This window comes from Streptomyces sp. ICBB 8177 (assembly GCF_003144095.1).
GTDB lineage: Bacteria > Actinomycetota > Actinomycetes > Streptomycetales > Streptomycetaceae > Streptantibioticus_D.
On sequence record NZ_NSKH01000002.1, the window covers coordinates 301,487 to 319,190 of the forward strand.

The 17,704-nt window shown below is 73.1% G+C and carries 16 protein-coding genes; 13 read left to right on the forward strand and 3 right to left on the reverse strand.

The window, feature by feature from the left end; translation table 11 throughout:
• Nucleotides 1-412 precede the first annotated feature (412 nt).
• Complete coding sequence (gene pdxH / locus CK485_RS01745) at nt 413-1,081, forward strand: pyridoxamine 5'-phosphate oxidase (RefSeq protein WP_109446549.1); 669 nt, start codon at nt 413-415, stop codon at nt 1,079-1,081.
• Nucleotides 1,082-1,440: 359 nt separating this feature from the next.
• Nucleotides 1,441-2,787 (forward strand): PAS domain-containing protein, encoded by a 1,347-nt coding sequence (locus CK485_RS01750; protein WP_109446072.1) that lies wholly within the window; start codon nt 1,441-1,443, stop codon nt 2,785-2,787.
• A 266-nt stretch (nt 2,788-3,053) separates the two neighbouring features.
• On the opposite strand, the gene CK485_RS01755 is transcribed toward CK485_RS01750, so the two are convergent.
• Complete coding sequence (locus tag CK485_RS01755; protein WP_109446074.1) at nt 3,054-3,809, reverse strand: SIS domain-containing protein; 756 nt, start codon at nt 3,807-3,809, stop codon at nt 3,054-3,056.
• A gap of 137 nt (nt 3,810-3,946) precedes the next feature.
• On the opposite strand from CK485_RS01755, the gene CK485_RS01760 reads away from it, so the two are divergent.
• The 7 genes from CK485_RS01760 (at nt 3,947) to CK485_RS01790 (ending at nt 10,013) form a co-directional block, all read left to right on the forward strand.
• Nucleotides 3,947-4,642 carry a metal-dependent transcriptional regulator gene (locus CK485_RS01760; RefSeq protein WP_109446076.1) on the forward strand — a complete coding sequence of 232 codons (696 nt, stop codon included), beginning with the start codon at nt 3,947-3,949 and terminating at the stop codon, nt 4,640-4,642.
• A 744-nt stretch (nt 4,643-5,386) separates the two neighbouring features.
• Entirely contained in the window at nt 5,387-6,307 is a 921-nt protein-coding gene (locus tag CK485_RS01765; protein ID WP_109446551.1) for an alpha/beta hydrolase, read from the forward strand.
• A gap of 135 nt (nt 6,308-6,442) precedes the next feature.
• The gene (locus tag CK485_RS01770) at nt 6,443-6,730 is read left to right on the forward strand and encodes a hypothetical protein (RefSeq protein WP_109446078.1); all 288 of its coding nucleotides are present in this window, start codon (nt 6,443-6,445) and stop codon (nt 6,728-6,730) included.
• A complete protein-coding gene (locus CK485_RS01775; RefSeq protein WP_109446080.1) occupies nt 6,730-8,037 on the forward strand; it encodes a hypothetical protein in 1,308 nt (435 codons plus the stop codon). Before CK485_RS01770 ends, CK485_RS01775 begins: the two co-directional genes overlap by 1 nt.
• A 45-nt stretch (nt 8,038-8,082) precedes the next feature.
• Nucleotides 8,083-8,484: a hypothetical protein gene (locus CK485_RS01780; protein ID WP_109446082.1), complete on the forward strand. Its 402-nt coding sequence runs from the start codon at nt 8,083-8,085 to the stop codon at nt 8,482-8,484.
• A 176-nt stretch (nt 8,485-8,660) separates the two neighbouring features.
• Nucleotides 8,661-9,263 (forward strand): hypothetical protein, encoded by a 603-nt coding sequence (locus tag CK485_RS01785; protein WP_146214475.1) that lies wholly within the window; start codon nt 8,661-8,663, stop codon nt 9,261-9,263.
• 6 nt (nt 9,264-9,269) lie between these two features.
• A complete protein-coding gene (locus CK485_RS01790) occupies nt 9,270-10,013 on the forward strand; it encodes a hypothetical protein (protein ID WP_109446086.1) in 744 nt (247 codons plus the stop codon).
• On the opposite strand, the gene CK485_RS01795 is transcribed toward CK485_RS01790, so the two are convergent.
• Nucleotides 9,925-10,584, reverse strand: a complete 660-nt coding sequence (locus CK485_RS01795; RefSeq protein ID WP_241968093.1) for a bifunctional DNA primase/polymerase — start codon at nt 10,582-10,584, stop codon at nt 9,925-9,927. The two genes, CK485_RS01790 and CK485_RS01795, sit on opposite strands and share 89 nt — an antisense overlap.
• Nucleotides 10,585-11,118: 534 nt before the next feature.
• Between CK485_RS01795 and CK485_RS01800 the strand changes: the two genes are divergently transcribed.
• Entirely contained in the window at nt 11,119-12,504 is a 1,386-nt protein-coding gene (locus CK485_RS01800; RefSeq protein WP_109446088.1) for a transcriptional regulator, read from the forward strand.
• 394 nt (nt 12,505-12,898) lie between these two features.
• Nucleotides 12,899-14,710, forward strand: coding sequence for a hypothetical protein (locus CK485_RS01805; RefSeq protein WP_109446090.1), 1,812 nt, complete (start codon nt 12,899-12,901; stop codon nt 14,708-14,710).
• A gap of 101 nt (nt 14,711-14,811) precedes the next feature.
• Here CK485_RS01805 and CK485_RS01810 read toward each other — a convergent pair whose 3' ends face one another.
• The gene (locus CK485_RS01810) at nt 14,812-16,059 is read right to left on the reverse strand and encodes an ABC transporter substrate-binding protein (protein WP_109446092.1); all 1,248 of its coding nucleotides are present in this window, start codon (nt 16,057-16,059) and stop codon (nt 14,812-14,814) included.
• A 173-nt stretch (nt 16,060-16,232) separates the two neighbouring features.
• On the opposite strand from CK485_RS01810, the gene CK485_RS01815 reads away from it, so the two are divergent.
• Nucleotides 16,233-16,733 (forward strand): hypothetical protein, encoded by a 501-nt coding sequence (locus CK485_RS01815; protein WP_109446094.1) that lies wholly within the window; start codon nt 16,233-16,235, stop codon nt 16,731-16,733.
• Between the two features lie 94 nt (nt 16,734-16,827).
• Nucleotides 16,828-17,694, forward strand: a complete 867-nt coding sequence (gene purU, locus CK485_RS01820; RefSeq protein WP_241968062.1) for a formyltetrahydrofolate deformylase — start codon at nt 16,828-16,830, stop codon at nt 17,692-17,694.
• The last annotated feature ends 10 nt before the right edge of the window (nt 17,695-17,704 follow it).

A 17,704-nucleotide genomic window follows, 5' to 3' on the forward strand; every position in this document is an offset into this window, starting at 1 on the left:
GGGACGGTGGCGGCCTGGTCTGCACCGGCGTTGCGGACGCGGACGGACGGTCGTTGCGGAGCGACGCGACATCGGGGGATGTCGGGTTGCCACAGCGGTCCAACCCGTAAGTTTGGCGGTTTCCGCACATGACGGGAAGCGTGACGTGGCACACAGTGCCACCTTCCGCGCCCGCCCCCCTCCCGACCAGGCGGAACGTCTCCGCCGCCGGTGGCGGGCGACGGACGGACGGTGCGCGGGAGGCCGATGGGTCCGCGCGGGGTCGAGGGGTGCCGGGCGGTGGGCGGGCGCGGGGTGCCGGGAGAGAGGGCGCGCGCGGGCTGCCGGGAGGGAGGCGGGCGCGGGGTGCCGCGTGAAGGGCGAGAGCCAGGTGCTGCAAGATGAACGGGTGCCCCACCCCGATCCCTCCGCGATGCGCGCCCACTACCGCGCCGCCGGCCTGGACGAGTCCGACCTCGCGGCGGATCCGTACGAGCAGTTCGCCCGCTGGTTCGCCGACGCCGCCACCGGCGGCCTGCCCGAGCCCAACGCGATGGTGGTCTCCACCGCCGACGCCCAGGGGTGTCCCAGCTCGCGCACGGTGCTGCTGAAGAGCTACGACGAGCGCGGCTTCGTCTTCTACACCAACTACGGCTCCCGCAAGGGCCGCGACCTGGCCGCCAACCCGCACGCCTCGCTGCTCTTCCCCTGGCACGCCATCGCCCGGCAGGTCATCGTCTCCGGCCCGGTGGAACGCGTCAGCCGCGAGGAGACGGTCGCCTACTTCCGCACCCGCCCGCACGGCTCGCAACTCGGCGCGTGGGCGAGCGAGCAGTCGTCGCGGGTCGGCTCCAGGGAAGAGCTGGAGCGCCGCTTCGCCGACCTGGCCGACCGCTACCCGCCCAGCGAGACGGTGCCCGCGCCGCCGTTCTGGGGCGGCTTCCGGGTGGCGGCCCGGACGGTGGAGTTCTGGCAGGGCCGTGGCGACCGGCTGCACGACCGGCTGGTCTACGAACGGTCGCGGGCCGCCACGGAGGCGGCGCCGTCCGCCGAGAGCGAGGTGGCCGGAAGCGGCTGGACCGTGGCGCGATTGTGCCCGTGACGCGGTGAGCGGGCCTGTGGAAGCGGCGGGGGCGTCCGTTGGTTCCGCGACCGGCCCCGTGAACGCGGACGACCCGTGGGCTGCCAACCGGAAAGAGGTCTTCCGGCTACCGGCCGGACGTATCCGGCGAGCCCACGGGTCGGGTGACTGCGTTGGATTAAGGCTGCGGTACGAACAACGCGCCGCAGGCGTGGTGCACGGGCCTCAGCCCGCAGCCACCTCACACGTCCGATAAGCACTCATTCTTCGGACCACCTCCCTTCCTGTGTACCGCCAGCCTAAGAACCACTTCACGCCAGAACAAGCGATTTTCCGGAACCTGATGTGGGCTGCGTCACAGAGGGGTTGAATGGGGAAACGTGCAGCCTTCCGACGCGCAGCCCGCACAGCCGCTGACCGGGGTCGACGAGCGGCTCCTCGCCGCGCTGCTGGCCAGCATGGACGCCGCCCTGTGCGCCTTCGACGCGGACGGCGTCGTCACCCACTGGAACGCCGAGGCCGCCCGGGTGCTCGGCTGGACCCCGGACGACGCCATCGGCCGCCCGGGGCTCGCGGGCTGGGCGGTGCGCAGCGCCGACGCCGAGGACCTGATGGCACGTCTGCTGGGCGTCATGACCGGGCAGGGCCGCCAGGTGCACGAGTTCCCGCTGCTCACCAAGGACGGCCACCGCGTCCTGGTACGGGCCCAGACCGCCGCCGTGCACGCGCCGGACGGGCGGCCGGTCGGCGTCTACTGCGCCTTCTCCGAGGTCCACGCCCAGATCGACCTGGAGCGTTCGATCGCGTTGAGCGACGCGCTGTTCCAGGAGGCGTCCTGGGGCGTCGTCCTCATCGACGCCGACCTGCGCCCCGCCGTCGTCAACGATCACGCCGCCCGCCTGTTGCGCACCGGCCGCGAGTCGCTGCTCGGCCGCCCGCTCGGCGAGCTGCTCGACCAGGGCGTGGACGAACTGGAGAACGCGCTGCACCACGTGCTGTCCGCCGGCACCCCCCCGGCCCCGCTCGACCTGTGGGTCACCCTGCGCGGCGACGCCGAGCAGACGCGGCGCTGCTGGCGGGTCGGGTTCGTCCGGCTCGGCTCGCCGCTCGGCGAGGAACCCGTGCCGCTCGGCGTCGGCTGGCTCTTCCAGGACGTCACCGACGACCGCAAGGCCTCCGGCGAGGCGTCCCGGCTGCGCTTCCGCACCACCCAGCTGCGCCGGGCCGCCGCCGCCGCGGCCGAGTGCGAGGACCCGATGGAGGCGGCCACCTGCCACCTCGACTACGCGCTGGCCGGCTTCGCCGACCACGTCCTGCTCGACCTGCTCGCCGCGCCGGACGTCGTCCCCGACGACGCGGAGACGGCCACCGCGCCCCGGCTGGTGCGCGCCGCCGGGACGCCGGGTGGCCCCGGGCCCTGCCTGCCGGTCGCGTCGGCCGGGATCCCGGCGCGCTACGAGGAGGGGCACCCGGCGTTGCAGGCGGTGAGCAGGACCGGCCCGGTGCGCGCCGCCGACCTCTCGCCCCGCCGGGCGGAGGAACTGCGCTGGCCGGACGGCACGGTGGCGGGCCTGTGCGCGGTGCTGCGCAGCCGCGGGCGGACGGTCGGCGTGCTGACGTTCCTGCGCGGCGCCGGGCGCCCCGCGTTCGACCGCGAGGACGCGGCGTACGCGCAGGACGTGGCGGCGCGTGTCGCGGCCGCGCTGGATCTGCGGGCGGGGGAGTAGCGGGCGGGGCGGCGCGCTCCGGCCGTGGTGGAGCCGGGGGCGTCGCGTTCGGGTCGCCGCGGTGGGCGTCAGCGGCGCGGGGGGCCGGTCGGTGGCGCGGCGTGCGGGCCGGTGGCGGGGCGTGCGGGTCGGTGGCGCGGCGTGCGGGTCGGTGGCGGGGCGAGTGGGCCGGTGGTGAGGCGAGTGGGCCGGTGTGAGGCGAGTGGCCGGTGGTGAGGCGTGCCGTTCAGTGGCGCGGCGAGCGGGTCAGTGGCGGGGCGCGCCGCTCAGTGGCGGTAGAAGATCCGGTCGCGGTACTCGTCCATCACCCGGCCGTTCCAGTCGTGCCCGCCGTCCACGTTCCCCGAGCGCAGCAGCGGCGGGGTGACGCCGTGCCCGGCCAGCGTGCCCACGGCCGCGGCGACCGCCGCCTGCACCAGCGCGCAGGTGACCACCGTCGACGCGGGGGCGAAGCGCGAGGGCACGCCGTCCGCCTCCAGTTCCGCGTCTCCCACCGCGATCTTGCTGTCGAGCACCACGTCGCAGTGGTCCTTCAGGTACGTCCCCGACGCGTGCCGCGACGTGGTGCTCGGCGGGTACGCGAGCGACGTCACCCCGATCACCTTCAGGCCCAGGGCGCGCGCGTTCAGCGCCATCTCCACCGGCAACGCGTTGCGCCCCGACAGCGAGATGATGATCAGAACGTCGCCGGAGCGCGCCGGACTGGCATCCAGTACGGCGCCGGCCAGCCCGTCCACCCGTTCCAGCGCGCTGCCGAGGACGGCGGGCATCACGTCGACGCCGACCGTGCCGGGCACCGAGAGCAGGTTGACCAGGGCCAGGCCGCCCGCCCGGTAGACGATGTCCTGCGCGGGGAGGGAGGAGTGGCCCGCGCCGAAGGCGAAGACCCGGCCGCCCGCCTCGACGGCCCCCGCGATCAGCCGCCCGGCCTCCGCGACGCGTCCCGCCTCCTCGTCCCGTGCCCGGGTCAGCAGGCCGATGGCCGCGTCGAAGTACCGTTCGGCAAGATCCCCGGCCGTCATGTGGCGTCCTCCCGCTCGTAGTCGCCGATCACCGTGGAGCCTGCCGACGGGGCCTGTCAACACGACGGGACCCGGGTTGTCGGCGGCATGCGTCAGAATTGCTACAGGGCCACCGCACGAGTTACTGAGGGGCACGTATGTCGGGACACCTCATCGACACGACCGAGATGTACCTCCGCACCATCCTGGAGCTTGAGGAGGAGGGTGTGGTCCCCATGCGCGCCCGCATCGCCGAACGGCTGGACCAGAGCGGTCCGACAGTGAGCCAGACGGTGGCGCGGATGGAGCGGGACGGCCTGGTCCAGGTCGCGGGAGACCGCCACCTGGAGCTGACCGAGGAAGGACGGCGGCTGGCGACGCGCGTCATGCGCAAGCACCGGCTGGCCGAGTGCCTCCTGGTCGACGTGATCGGCCTGGAGTGGGAGCAGGTGCACGCCGAGGCCTGCCGCTGGGAGCACGTGATGAGCGAGGCGGTCGAGCGCCGCGTCCTCGAACTGCTCAGGCACCCCACCGAGTCTCCGTACGGCAACCCGATCCCGGGCCTGGAGGAGCTGGGTGAGAAGGGCGAGGCGGACCCCTTCCTGGAGGAGGGCACGCTGAGCCTGGCCGAGATGGCGCCGGACACCGACCCGAAGAACGTCGTCGTCCGCCGCATCGGCGAGCCCATCCAGATGGACGCGCAGTTGATGTACACGCTGCGGCGGGCCGGCGTGCAGCCGGGCGCCGTGGTGAGCGTGACGGGTTCGGCGGGCGGCGTCCTGGTCGGCAGCGGCGGCGAGGCGGCCGAGCTGACCCACGAGGTCGCGGGCCACGTCTTCGTGGCGAAGAGCTGAGGTTCGAGGGCTCCGCCGACTTTCCGCCGGGGGCGGGCTGCTGAATCGGCTCGCTCCGGGTGGGGCGGTGCTGCTGCGTCGCGCAGCTGAGGCTCACAGGCGCGTTCGCGCCGCGGGAACGCGGCCGCGGGCGCGCCTGTTTGTTTTTCGGTGGGGGCGGGACGGCTGCTTTGTGCGGTCGTTGCGGGGCTGTTGCGGAGCGGAGGAGGACGGGGCGGCCAGCGTGCGACGGCGCGAGGTGTGTGGGGCGGAGCGGTCGGCGTGCGACGGCGGCGAGGCGTGTGGGGCGGAGCGTTCGACGTGCGACGGCGGCGAGGTGTGTGGGGGCAGGGCGGCCGACGGGGCCGTCGGGTTGCCGGAGGCGGCCTCCCCGGGTCGACGCCGTCGCCGTCCATCACCCACCGCGTACGTGTCGTCACGCGTCGATCACAGGGGTGATCGGGAGTGCGGCGGAGGCCGGGCAGGCCAAGGGCCCCGGCGCCGGCAGGCGTCGGGGCCCTTCGTCCCCTGGGCGTTCTACCCGGAACCCCGAGCTGTCCGGGTCCTTCCCCTCACCCGTGGGGGACGCTCCCCTCCACGCTGGAAGTCCTCCCCTCGGCAAAGGGAGGCAACACTTGAGCGGTGTCACTCGAAAGGGCGATCTTGCTTGCCGAACGGCCTTTTTCGAAGGTGAGTTCGATAATCTGGAGGCGTTCGGTCACCCGACCGGACGGAGTGGGCGAGGGTGACCCGGGGGTGCCGATCATGGTGCGTCGCGTCGAGGTGACCGGAGCAGGCGGCGTACGGCTCGCCGCCTGGGACTTCACGGACGAGGAGCGCGCGGAGCCGAGCGGCGGCGCAGCCGTCGTCGAGGGCGTGGGGGCCGGTGCGCGCGGCGAAGCCCGCCCAACGGTCCTGTTCCTGCACGGCCTGATGGGCCGCGCCGCGCACTGGGCGGCCAGCGCCCGCGCGCTGGCGCCGCGTTACCGGACGGCAGCCCTGGACCAGCGCGGCCACGGCCGTTCCGAAAAGCCGGACACCGCCGCGTACGACCGTGAGGCCTACGTGCGCGACGTGGAGGCCGCCATCGAGCAGCTGGACCTGGCCCCGGTCGTGCTCGTGGGCCACTCGATGGGCGCCCTCACCGCCTGGCAGGTGGCGGCGCGCCGTCCCGACCTGGTCCGCGCCCTCGTGGTCTGCGACATGCGGGCGTCGGCGGTGGGGGAGTCGAGTCAGCGCGACTGGGAGCAGTGGTTCAAGTCATGGCCGCTGCCCTTCGCGACCCTCGCCGACGTGCGCGGGTGGTTCGCGGAGCAGGACCCGACGTTGGAAGAACCTCGTCCGGAGCGCGGCGCGTTCTTCGCGGAGGTCATGGAGGAACGGGACGGCGGGTGGTGGCCGCAGTTCTCGTTCGACCACATGCTCAGCTCGCGCGACGCCTGGGTGAACGACGCGCACTGGGACGAGCTGGCCCAGGTCCGCTGCCCGGCCCTCGTGGTCCGCGGGGTGGACGGGGAGTTGGGCCGGGCGGAGGCGCAGGAGATGGTCCGGGTGCTGCCGCGCGGCGCGTACGCGGAGATACCCGACGCGGGCCATCTGGTGCCGTGGGACCGACCTGCGGAGTGGCAGCAGGTGCTGACCGCCTTCCTGGACGACCATTCGCCGCACAAGCCCATCGGGCGGTAACGAAACGATCACAATACGTGAGGCTGCACGTTTCTGCGCCGAACGAGCCCCCGAGTCGTGCGTTTTGCTCCCATACGATCAGTAGCCGGACTCTCCGGTTGCTAACGGTCACATCGCGCTTCAGGGGCCTTTCGTATGGCGGACTTGCAGGTTGACGACCGCGTGTTGGCGGACTCGGAGCGGCGACTGTCCCGCCTGCACGGCGAGTTCGCCCGGCTGGGCGGTCAACGGGACTCGCTGCACGCCGAGTTGGGGGCGCCGGCGATGGCGGGCGCGATGGACGAGTTCTTCGACAACTGGTCCCACTACCGCAAGAAGTTGCTGGGCTCCATCGAGTCGGTGGGCACACTGGTGTCGCAGACGCGGTCCACGTTCCGGCGGGTGGACGAGCGTCTGGCGTCCGGCGCGAAGGGCGACCGCTGATGCGGGCGCGGGGCAGGCGCCCGTACGACTGGACCCCGCTCGCCGACCGCGACCCGGTCCCCGGCGACCCGGAGGCGCTGCGCGACGAGGTCACCCACATGCGCCGACTGGCGTCCACCCTGCGCGACCAGGCCCGCGAACTGAAGGCGATCGGCGCGGAGGACGGCCTGAAGGGCCAGTACGCGCAGGCGCTGCGCGGCGGGGCGCGCGAACTGGAGCACCACCTGCGGCAGACGGCCGAACGCTACGAGCACGTCCAGGGCCATCTGGCCTCCTGGGCGGACGAGTTGGAGGACTTCCAGTCCGAGTCGGCCACGATCCTGCGTCGGGCCCAGGACGAGGCGGCCCAACACCGCCACCCCGCCACCACCGCCGAAGACCCGGTGAAGCCCTACCGGGACGCCCTGACCCGCCTGACCACCCTGCGCGACGAACGCGCGTCGCACTACGCGGGCCGCGTCAAACGCGCCTGCAAGGACGTCATCAGGGACAGCACGTGGGAGTCCTTCGAGGACGCGGCGGACGCGGTGTTCGACAACGAGTGGTGTCAGAAGTTCTTCGAACTCGCGAGCTGGGTCGTCACGGTGGTGGGCGTCGTCGCGCTCTTCGTGACACCCGCCGGGTGGGTCGTCGACCTCGCCCTGGGGATCACGTTCGCGCTGGCGGCCAAGGACGTGCTGGCGCTGTCGGTCGGCGAGGGTTCGTGGTTCGACATCGGCATGGACACCCTCGGCTTCCTGACGATGGGCACGGGGAAGGTCGCCTTCGGCATGCTCAAGGGCATCCAGACGGCGACGAGCGCCGCGGCGGAGGCGGTGGCGGAGGAACGGGCCACGGCGGAGAGCCTGCACGAGTCGCGGGGTGTGCTGGACCGGACGTACCGGATCACGAACCGGCGCGGTTCCTCGGGGGCGGCGAAGGCGGAGGCGCGGAGGGTTCGGGCGGGGGCGCTGGCCCGAGCGCGGCAGGCGGGCCTGGCGGCCCGCCAGGCAGAACGATCCCGTGAGCCGCTCGAGGCGACCCAACGCGAGGCGTTCGCCTTCGGCGGCGACAGGGAGGCGGCAGGCGCCTGCAAGAACATCAGGCGTCTGCGCGAGGAGTACGCCCAAAGCCCAGAGGTCCAGAAAGCAAGCGCCCATATGGAGGGTTGGCGAGGGGCGTTCAACGCGAGTTGGCGGATCGGCGCAGGCTCCGACGGGGTGGACAAGTTTCTCGGGCAGAGCGCCCTTGTTCCTGGGAAACCATCCTCGCAAACCTATGACGACTTCAAGGATCAGTTCACCAGCACGGTGGGGACCGGGTGGTGACCGTGCTTCGCGATGACTATCCCTGGCAGAGGAGGGGCCGTTCGCATGACCTTCATTATCAACCCTACTAACGATCCCGTCCTGCGCCGCGGCGAAAGACTTGCGCGGTACGGGTCGATGATCCCCATGCTTGGCGTGTGCCTTCTGTTCATGTCGGGAATCGGGGTGCGCTACACCAGGACGCAATACACCGCGATCATCCTGGTAGCCGCGTTTCTCGGCCAGGTGATCGTCTGGTCGGGCATGTACACGCTTCGCCGCTGTGAAGGATGGGATTCCGGCGTGGTGTCTTACCTATGGTCGGGCGGTTTGTTCACGGCGCTCGCCGTTTGCTTCACATGGGTCTTCCCCGCTGCCCTCCTCCCCTGGATCCCCCCCGTCGTGGCCACGGTGGCCAAGCGGCGGCTTGTGCGGCGGCGAGAGGTGGAGACGGGGAGCGCGGGATGAGTGGTGGCGGGATGGGAAGGGACGGCATGTCGGGAGACACGGAGAAGGGAACTCCTCCGGAGGGGGGCGAGCCGGCGGAGAGCGTGTGCCGGCAGAGGGCGGCGCCGACGGAGGCCGTAGAACGGGATTGCGCCGGGGTGGTGGGGAACGCGGAGCGGGTTGTTCGGGGGGTCGGGGTGGCCGGGGGGTATCGGATCGTGCTGCCGCCGGGGTGGGTCCGCGTGCCGTTGCGCGGCGGGACCGGGAACGCGGTCGAGGAACTCGTCCTCTCGCGCCTGCGGCACATCCCCCCGCACATCCCCCGTGACCGCGCGACCGCCTACCGCCTCGCCGTTCGGCAGGCCCTGAACGCCCAGGTAGCCGCCGCACGTGAGGCCAACGGCCTCGACCTCTACCTCCCCGTCCAGCCCCGCTACCGTGCCGCCCTCGCGGCCTCCTTCCTGGTGTCCGAAGTCGTGTTGCCGGGGACCATGTCCCCGCACGCCGTGCTGGACGCCCTGTGCGCCGGACGCCGCAGGGACCTCACCGACGTCGCCGGGTTTCCCGCCGTCCGGCGCGAGTACGTCCGCGCGCCCGCCCCCGAACGCGACGTCCCGCTCGCCTCCCGCCACGTCGACTACGCCTTACCCGTCCCCCGCGACCCCCATCGCTACCTCGCCGTCACCTTCTCCACCGCGGGGAACGGCGATCCGGACAGCGAGTTCACGCGTGCCGTCGTGGAGTTGTTCGACGCGTTGATGACCACGTTCCGCTGGACCCTGAAGGCCGAGGTGGCCTGAGCACCCATGTCCGGACTCCGGCTCTCCACCCCGCACCGCGATCCCGCCCGCTGGGTCGGGCTGCCCACCGAGTGGCCCCTGCCGGGCTTCGAGCGGGAGTTCCCCGACGCCGCGACCTGGGCCGCGACCGCCGCACGCGCGATCTGGGACGACAGCCCGCTCACCCCGCGCCCTGCGGAGGTCGCCGGGCTCACCGACGTCCTCACGTACGCCGCGCACCACTTCCCCGGCGCCTTCCCCGGCTTCGAGGTCCTCCTCCATCTGCCGGGCCCCCGCGACGACCCGCTTCCCGTCTACCTCGGCGACCTGACCACGGACCCCGAAGACGTCGAAGACCGCGCGCACGAGATCCTGCGTCACCTCACCGGTGCCGACGATCCGTACGCCGTCGAGCCGCCCGTCGTCGAGGAGTTCGGCAACCCGTTCCTCGGGCAGGGGCTGCGGGTCCTGCGCTACACCGCCGACGACCGCGCGGGCGGTGCGCTGCTGCCCTGCCTGCGGTACGCCTGGCACCTGCGCGGGATCGACGGCCAACCAGCACGCTGCGCCTGCCTGTTCGCGCTCCACCCCGATCCGGCCCGCCTGATCGCCGCCCTGGACGACCTCGACACCCTGGCCCGCGACCTGCGTTACGAAGCGGCAACCGGAACCGGCGACGACCTCAGCGGCCCCGCTGCGCCGCCGCCTCCCGGCCGCACGCGTACGCCAGCGGGCTCAGCAGTTCCTCCGCGTCGGGGAGCCAGCGATTGACGGCGCCGGGGTGGCGGGCCCACTGGACGTGACCCGTGCCGCTCATCCGGGTCGGGGGCGCCGCCACGTAGTCCCCGTCGCCCCGGACCACCAGGTCGAGGGAGGCGGGCGGCCAGCCCAGCCTGCGCAGCAGGTCGGGCACCTTGGCCGTGGCACCGGGCAGCACGAGGAAGACCAGCCGACGGGTCGGCGTGCACAGGACGGGGCCGAGCGGCAGGTCCATCCGTTCCATCCGGGCCAGCGCCAGGCAGCCCGCGACCTCGGGCACGTCGATCGCGTCGAAGCCGCGGCCGGTCGGCAGCAGGATGGACGCCCTCGGCTCCCGCGACCACATCCGCCGCACCGCCGCGCCGCTCCCGGTGGCCTGGCCGGCCCAGTCGGGCCGTGTCGGGTGCGCCCCGGGGGCCGGGCAGGCGGGATCGCCGCAGGAGCACCGGCGGCCGCCGTCCACGTCCTCCAGCCACGTGCCGGGCAGGACGTCCCAGTGCCGCTCCTCCGCGTACCGCACGGCGGTCTCCAGCAGGCCGGCGGACGGCGCCGGGTCGCCGCCGGGGCGCGCGACGGGGCGCACGGGGGGACGCGTGGCGGTGGCCGGTGCTCCGATGGTGTCTTCCACGTGCTGCACAACTTCCCTTGTCAGCAAGGGTTACGGCGCCTCGTGGCCTCTTTCGCCCCGCCGGTCCGGCACGCGGGGCGCACGGGTGCACGTACGGGGGCGCGTGGTGAGCTGTGGCACCCGTGCTGGGTAGGTCCTCTTCGGCACATTGCGGCAGCACTCGTAACTCAAAACAACGCGAAGTGATGAGAATCAGCGAGAAGGAAGGAAAAAGCGCCACATCAACGGCATATTCTACCGGCATGGTTGGGCAGAGATCACGCACCGGCCGCGACGTGAGCGCCGGGACGTGACCGATGTGACCGATGTGACTGACGGGACCACGTACGACGCGTCGTGACCGTCCGGAACGTGGGCGACGGACGCCGAAGCGGCGGACGTCGAACCGACGGCCGCCCGCGGGCGGGACGTCAACGGACGGACGCCGGCGACCGGTCGTGAGCACCGGAAGAGGTACCTGATCAGGTACGGAACGTGAGGGGGACGACGATGGCCGCGCGACCGCTCGTGGCGCGCCAGCCGAACGAACGGCTCCAGGCGCTCATCCAGGAAGCAGGCTGCTCCAACGCCGGACTGGCCCGCAGGGTCAACATGTGCGGCGCGGAACACGGACTCGACCTGCGCTACGACAAGACCTCCGTGGCCCGCTGGCTGCGAGGACAACAGCCGAGGGGCCGGGCTCCGGCCGTCATCGCCGAGGCGCTGGGCCGCAAGCTCGGCCGTACGGTGACGATCGACGAGATCGGCATGGCGAACGGCAAGAACCTCGCGTCCGGCGTCGGCCTGCACTTCGCGCCGACCGTGCTGGGCGCGGTGGAGCAGGCGTGCGAGCTGTGGCGCAGTGACGTCGGCCGCCGGGACTTCCTCAGCGGTTCCACCGTCGCCTCCTCCGCGCTGGTGGAGCCCAGCCGCGACTGGCTGATCACCGGCCCGGACGCCGGAGTGGCGCGCAGCGGCGGACCACGCGTGGGCATGGCGGACGTCGAGGCGGTACGGGCGACGACCCGGGCGCTCACCGATCTCGACCACCGTTTCGGCAGCGGCCACGTTCGCCCGATCGTGGTGCACTACCTCAACAGCGTGGTGTCGGGACTGCTCGCCGGTTCCTACCGTGAGGCGACCGGCCGTCAACTGTTCGCCGCGGTGGCGCGGTTGACGGAACTCGCCGGGTACATGGCGGTCGACACCGGCCAACCGGGCCTGGCGCAGCGCTACTACATCCAGGCGCTGCGGATGGCGCAGGCCGCCGGGGACCGCGCGTACGGCGGCTACGTGCTGGCGGCCGGGATGAGCCACCTGGCGGCGACCCTCGGCAACCCGCGCGAGATCGCCCAACTCGCCCGCGCCGCACAGGAAGGAGCGCGCGGCCACGTCACGCCCACCGCGCAGGCGATGTTCCACGCGGCCGAGGCCAGGGGACACGCGCTGCTGGGGGACGCGCGGGCGTGCGCGGTGGCGGCCGGACGGGCGGTCGACGCGTTCGGCCACGCCACGCCGCAGGACGACCCGGAGTGGATCGCCCACTTCGACCAGGCTTACCTGGCCGACGAGTTGGCGCACTGCCACCGCGACCTCGAACAGCCGGGGCCCGCCGCGCAGCGCGCCGAGGAGGCGCTCGCGGGCCATCCGCCGACCCGCGCGCGGCGCCGGGCCATCGGACTGCTGGTGCTGGCCTGCGCGCAGGTGCAGGCCCGCGACGTCGAGCAGGCCTGCCACACCGCCGCGCAGGCGACGGCCCTGCTGAGCGGCCTGCGTTCGAACCGCGGCGCGGAGTACCTGGACGACTTCCGGCGCCGTCTGGAGCCGTTCGGGAACGAGCCGGTGGTGCGGGAGTTCGGCGCCCGCCTTCAGGACGAGAGCGAGGTGGCCGCCTGACGTGCCGCGAACCGGGGGCGGGCGGTGGACCGGGCGGCCCGCGCGAGGCCGCCCGGCCCCGTGGGCCGTCGTGATCCGGCCACCGCGAACCGGCCGTCGCGCGCCGTCACATAGCGTCCGGAAAGGACGTTACGTAACGGGCGCGACGGGGCGGCCGCGTATCCGGACGGAATCGTTACGCTACCGACACAGCCGTCCTGGCCTGCGGCAACGTGTTGCGTATCCCGGACTGTTCGGTCTTTGCGAACGTCTGTCCACCTGCCCGGCGCGGGTCTTGGCCACTGGCGCGTGGTGAGGACCGGAATTCACCCGGTAGCGTGAGCCGACGTTCCGAAAGTCCGGTCGGGGCCCCGGGGGAGACCCCGGGATCACGCAGCAGGCAGGAGTTCCGGTGATGCACAGCGGACAGGGAGACGAGGCGTCGGAGAACACCTACCGGCCGATGCCGCTCCCGGACGAGCCGCGCCCGCCGGCGGCCTCGGAGGTCCGGCAGGGCGTGGTGTTCCCCGCGCACGGCGACCCCTGGCAGCCGCCCGCCGAGGACCGCTGGGCCCAGCCCGGCGCCGATGCGACGCGACCCGTCGCACCGGCCGCGCAGCCCGCGGCCGGCCAGCCGTGGGGCGAACAGCGGCCGATGCCGCCGCAGGCCGACGACAGCGCCGAGGCGACGCGACTGCTGACGCCGTACGGATCCGGCACGCAGGCGGGCGCCCCGCAGCAGCAGGGCTTCGGCGCCGTCCCCTCGGCTCCTGCGGCCCCGGGCTTCGGCGAGCCGCAGGGCTACGTCCAGCTGGGCCACCCCGGCCAGCCGTCGTACACCGGACAGCCCGAGCACTTCCCGCAGGGTGGCCACTCCGCCCAGCCGCAGCACCCCGGCCACGCGGCCCCCGGCGCCGCGTACGGCGACCCCTACGGCGGCGTCCCGCGGCCCGGCTCGGGCGACTCGGAGAAGACCCAGCTCATCCCGCCGTACACCCAGCACCCGTTGCCGCCCCTCGACGGCCCGTCGCACGCGGGCGGGGACGCGGGCGACGGGGACAAGACGCAGCTGATGGCGCCCTACCGCCAGCCGGCCGCCGCGCTGCCCGCCCAGCCGGAGGAACTGCGGCAGCCGCTGCCGCCCGAGCAGAGCTTCGCCGCGCCCGTCCCGCCGCTGCCGCAGGGCCCGCCGCCCGCCGGAGCACGGCCCCCGGCCGCCGCCGAGCCGCCGATGCCCGGCACCGCCCCCTACGCCATCCGCCCCGGAACGCCGGACGAGCATCCGCCGCCCGCGTACGGGAGCGAGCCCGCCCCGGTCGAGCCGACCCAGCAGCTCCCGCGCTTCACCGACTCCTGGGACCAGGGGCCCCAGGGGCAGGGCGGCGCGGGCTTCGGCGCCGAGGGGCAGGGCCAGGTCGCACCCGACGACGACTACGACTACCTCTACCGCCGCGAGGACGAGCCGCCCCGGCAACCCGCCCCGCAGGCCCCGCCTGCCGCGTACGACAGGACGCCCGGCTACGGCGGCCCGCGTGACGTCGACCCGGGCGCGAACCGCTATGACGGCGGCGGGTACGACGCGTCGCGGTACGCCGACGGGCCGCGCCGCAAGAAGCCGTCACCTGCCGTGCTGGTCGGCGTGGGCGTCGCGGTGCTCGCGGTCGTGGGCGTCGGCGCGGGCGCGCTGCTCAGCGGCGGCGGCAGCGGCAAGGACCAGCAGCCCGCCGGCGCGACCTCGTCGGCCGCCGCGGGCTCGGCGGGCCGAAGCGACACCGCGCAGGCGCAGGCCAAGCAGCTCGACGGGCTGCTCCAGACCAGCGACGGCAGCCGTACCGCGGTCATCAACGCCGTGGCCTCCATCAAGACCTGCTCCAACCTCGGCACCTCGGCCTCCGACCTGCGAACCGCCGCCGGTCAGCGCGGCGACCTGGTGACCAAGCTGTCCCAGCTGGACCTCGGCCAACTGCCCAACCACGCCGAGCTGGTCAGCCAGCTGACCATCGCGTGGAAGGCGTCGGCGGCGGCCGACAAGCACTACGCCGCCTGGGCCGACGAGGTCGCGGGCAAGAAGGGCTGCCAGAAGGGCCACGCCAAGAACACCGTGGAAGCCCAGCGCGGCAACGTCTCCAGCGGTGAGGCGACGCTCGCGAAGAAGCGCGCGGCCGACCTGTGGAACCCGATCGCCCAGCGCTACGGGCTCACCCAGCGCCAGTACACGCAGCTGTAGCCGACGCCCGCGGAGGCGGCCGTGAGGCCCTGGGACCGTCAGGCCCCGGTTGGAGTGCCAGGGCCGCCCCCGGGAACGGCCAGAGGCCCCGCCGGAAGCGGTCAGGAGCCGCTTCCGGGCGTCGGCCGGTCAAGCGTGGTCCGCAGGTCGACGAAGCCGCCCTTGCCGAACCCCGTCAACTCCCCGTCCCGCACGACCTGATACGTCACGTCGGGGTTGACCATGCGCGGATAGTTGGGCACGCCGAGCTGGTCCGCGTAGCGCCAGCCGAGCGGCGGGGTCAGGCCGCCGGTCGACAGGCCGTGCGCGTGGTCGAGCGCGTCGTGCACGGTCTGCGCGGTGACCGGGCCGTGCCCCAGGGAGCGCACGACGGCGGCGAACACGGTGTACGCGATCCAGGTGGTCTCCGCGCCGGGGTCGGCCACGTCGATGCGGGTGTCGCCGAAGGCATAGCGGTTGACCGCGTCCCGCATCGCGTTCCACGCCGGATCGCTCGCGGGCGGGTACCAGCTCGTCGCGTACGCGCCCTCCAGCGGACTGTCCGCGCCGCCGGTGCTGTCCAGCAGTGACTGCTCGACGCTGCCGAGCACCGACGCGGTGCGCACCCCGGCCTGGTCGCCCAGCCGCCGGAAGGAGTCGAAGAACGTGCCGGTGCCGTCGCCCATGACGGCCGTCACGCAGCGCCCGGGCTCGTCGCCGCCGACCGCGGTGGCGGCCGCCGCCGAGTAGTCGGTGGCGGTCTCCGGGGCCCGCACGTCCAGCGCGGGCCCGTGGCCGAGCGAGGCGAGCCCCGCGTCGAGGAACTCCGGGTACTGGTCGCCGGTCGCGGTGTCGGGACGCACCAGCGCGATGCTGCGGCACACCCCGGCCAGCTGCCGCCCGTTGCCCGCGAGCAGCGCGGGGGCGCCGCCGTTGACGGGGTACGACAGCGGGCTGGTGAACTCCTCCGGCGCGACGCCGTAGCCGCCGAGGTACGGGATGCCGGCGACCTCCAGATCGCCCATGAAGCTGGTGCCGTACTGGCTGTAGGAACCGACGACGGCGACCGCCTTGGCGTCGACGGCGGTCTGGGCGCACTGCTGGGCGCGGATCAGGTCGTTGTGCTCGTCGCAGGTGAGGACCTTCAACGGGCGCCCGTCCAGGCCGCCCTGGGCGTTGACCATGCGCGCGTACGCCTGCGCCATGGCGGGCATGCCGGGCATGTTGGTGGAGTTGGTGTTCTGCGGCGCCCAGGTCATCACGACGATCGGATCGTGGGACTGCCCGGAGAGCCCCGGGACGACCCCGCAGGCCGTCAGCAGTAACGACGCCACCGCGCCCAGGGCACCACACCGTACGTACCGCCTCATGGGCCCCTACGGTCCACTGCGGCGGTCAACGTATGCGTGACCGAACGGCAACGGGGGGTGACGGAGGAGTGAACAGGCCGTGCGGCCCGTGTCGTACGAGGTCGGCGGGGGTGGCCGCGTCCCGGGCCCCGAGGTCCCGGGCGGCGGGGGCGTGGAAGCAGTACGTACGATCGATGACCGTGCACAGTTCGGAGAAGTCTTCCCGCCGGGGCGCCCGCTCCTCCACGATGGGGCGTATGCCGCTCAACGACATGCCCTGGTGGCGCTGGCGCAGCAACGTGCGCTCCGCGCTGCACATGATCAGCGACCCGGTCTTCCAGCAGGACTGCTGGCTGGCCGGCCGCCCCGGCTACGGGGACGTGACCGACGCCGTCTACCGGCTGGTCGAGGACACCTGGCTGGACAACTGGTCGGCCGAGAAGTACGTCGGGACGATCTTCCGCGACGCGGCGGAGGCCGTGGTGGTGGACGCCGCCGTGCTGCGGGTGCTGCGCGTGCTGCACGGCGTGGGCGCGGACGCGCCGGTGCGGGTCTACCTGGAGCACCCCGACTGGCCGGAGGCGGTGCGCGCGGCCCGCGAGGCGCACGTGATGCTGGCCGGCAACGACGAGGACGACGTGGACGCCCCGCCGCGCTCGCTGGACGTGCTGGCGATCTACACACGGTCGGCGTGAGGCACGCCGGGCCGGTGCCCACGGCGGGGCCGGGGCGGGTCTCGGTACCCGGACGAGGTGGGGCCCGTACGGGTGGATGTGCGAGGCTGGTGCGGTGACCGATGCGCAATACGTCCTGACGCTGTCCTGCCCCGACAAGCAGGGAATCGTCCACGCCGTCTCCAGCTACCTGTTCATGACCGGCTGCAACATCGTGGACAGCCAGCAGTTCGGCGACCAGGACACCGGTCTGTTCTTCATGCGCGTCCACTTCTCCGCCGAGGTCGGCACCGACGCGGAGGCCGGCACCGAGAAGCTGCGCGCCAGCTTCGCGGCGATCGCGGACAGCTTCCAGATGGACTGGAGCATCCACCCGGCCGACCAGAAGATGCGCGTGCTGATCATGGTCAGCAAGTTCGGCCACTGCCTCAACGACCTGCTCTTCCGCGCCTCCATCGACGCGCTGCCGGTCGAGATCGCCGCGGTCGTCTCCAACCACGAGGACTTCCGCGAACTCGTCGGTTCCTACGGCGTCCCGTTCCGGCACATCCCGGTGACGAAGGAGACCAAGGCGGAGGCGGAGGCGCAGCTGCTGCACATCGTCGAGGAGGAGGGCGTGGACCTGGTGGTGCTCGCCCGCTACATGCAGGTGCTCTCCGACGACCTGTGCAAGCGGCTGTCCGGGCGCATCATCAACATCCACCACTCGTTCCTGCCGAGCTTCAAGGGCGCCAAGCCCTACCACCAGGCGCACGCGCGCGGCGTCAAGCTCATCGGCGCGACCGCGCACTACGTGACGGCGGACCTCGACGAGGGCCCCATCATCGAGCAGGAGGTCGAGCGCGTCGGCCACGGGGTGACCCCCGAGCAACTGGTCGCCGTCGGCCGCGACGTGGAGTGCCAGGCGCTGGCCCGCGCGGTCAAGTGGCACAGCGAGCACCGGGTGCTGCTCAACGGGCGCCGCACGGTGGTCTTCCCGTAGCGGGACGGTC

Bases quoted from the DNA above. Each gene is read 5' to 3' on its own strand.
- CK485_RS01770 (WP_109446078.1), top strand. From the start codon at position 6,443: ATGGCGGACTTGCAGGTTGACGACCGCGTGTTGGCGGACTCGGAGCGG.
- CK485_RS01775 (WP_109446080.1), top strand. From the start codon at position 6,730: ATGCGGGCGCGGGGCAGGCGCCCGTACGACTGGACCCCGCTCGCCGAC.
- CK485_RS01815 (WP_109446094.1), top strand. From the start codon at position 16,233: ATGACCGTGCACAGTTCGGAGAAGTCTTCCCGCCGGGGCGCCCGCTCC.
- CK485_RS01755 (WP_109446074.1), bottom strand. From the start codon at position 3,809: ATGACGGCCGGGGATCTTGCCGAACGGTACTTCGACGCGGCCATCGGC.
- CK485_RS01800 (WP_109446088.1), top strand. From the start codon at position 11,119: ATGGCCGCGCGACCGCTCGTGGCGCGCCAGCCGAACGAACGGCTCCAG.
- CK485_RS01805 (WP_109446090.1), top strand. From the start codon at position 12,899: ATGCACAGCGGACAGGGAGACGAGGCGTCGGAGAACACCTACCGGCCG.
- CK485_RS01810 (WP_109446092.1), bottom strand. From the start codon at position 16,059: ATGAGGCGGTACGTACGGTGTGGTGCCCTGGGCGCGGTGGCGTCGTTA.
- CK485_RS01760 (WP_109446076.1), top strand. From the start codon at position 3,947: ATGTCGGGACACCTCATCGACACGACCGAGATGTACCTCCGCACCATC.
- CK485_RS01780 (WP_109446082.1), top strand. From the start codon at position 8,083: ATGACCTTCATTATCAACCCTACTAACGATCCCGTCCTGCGCCGCGGC.
- CK485_RS01765 (WP_109446551.1), top strand. From the start codon at position 5,387: ATGGTGCGTCGCGTCGAGGTGACCGGAGCAGGCGGCGTACGGCTCGCC.
- CK485_RS01790 (WP_109446086.1), top strand. From the start codon at position 9,270: ATGTCCGGACTCCGGCTCTCCACCCCGCACCGCGATCCCGCCCGCTGG.
- pdxH (WP_109446549.1), top strand. From the start codon at position 413: ATGCGCGCCCACTACCGCGCCGCCGGCCTGGACGAGTCCGACCTCGCG.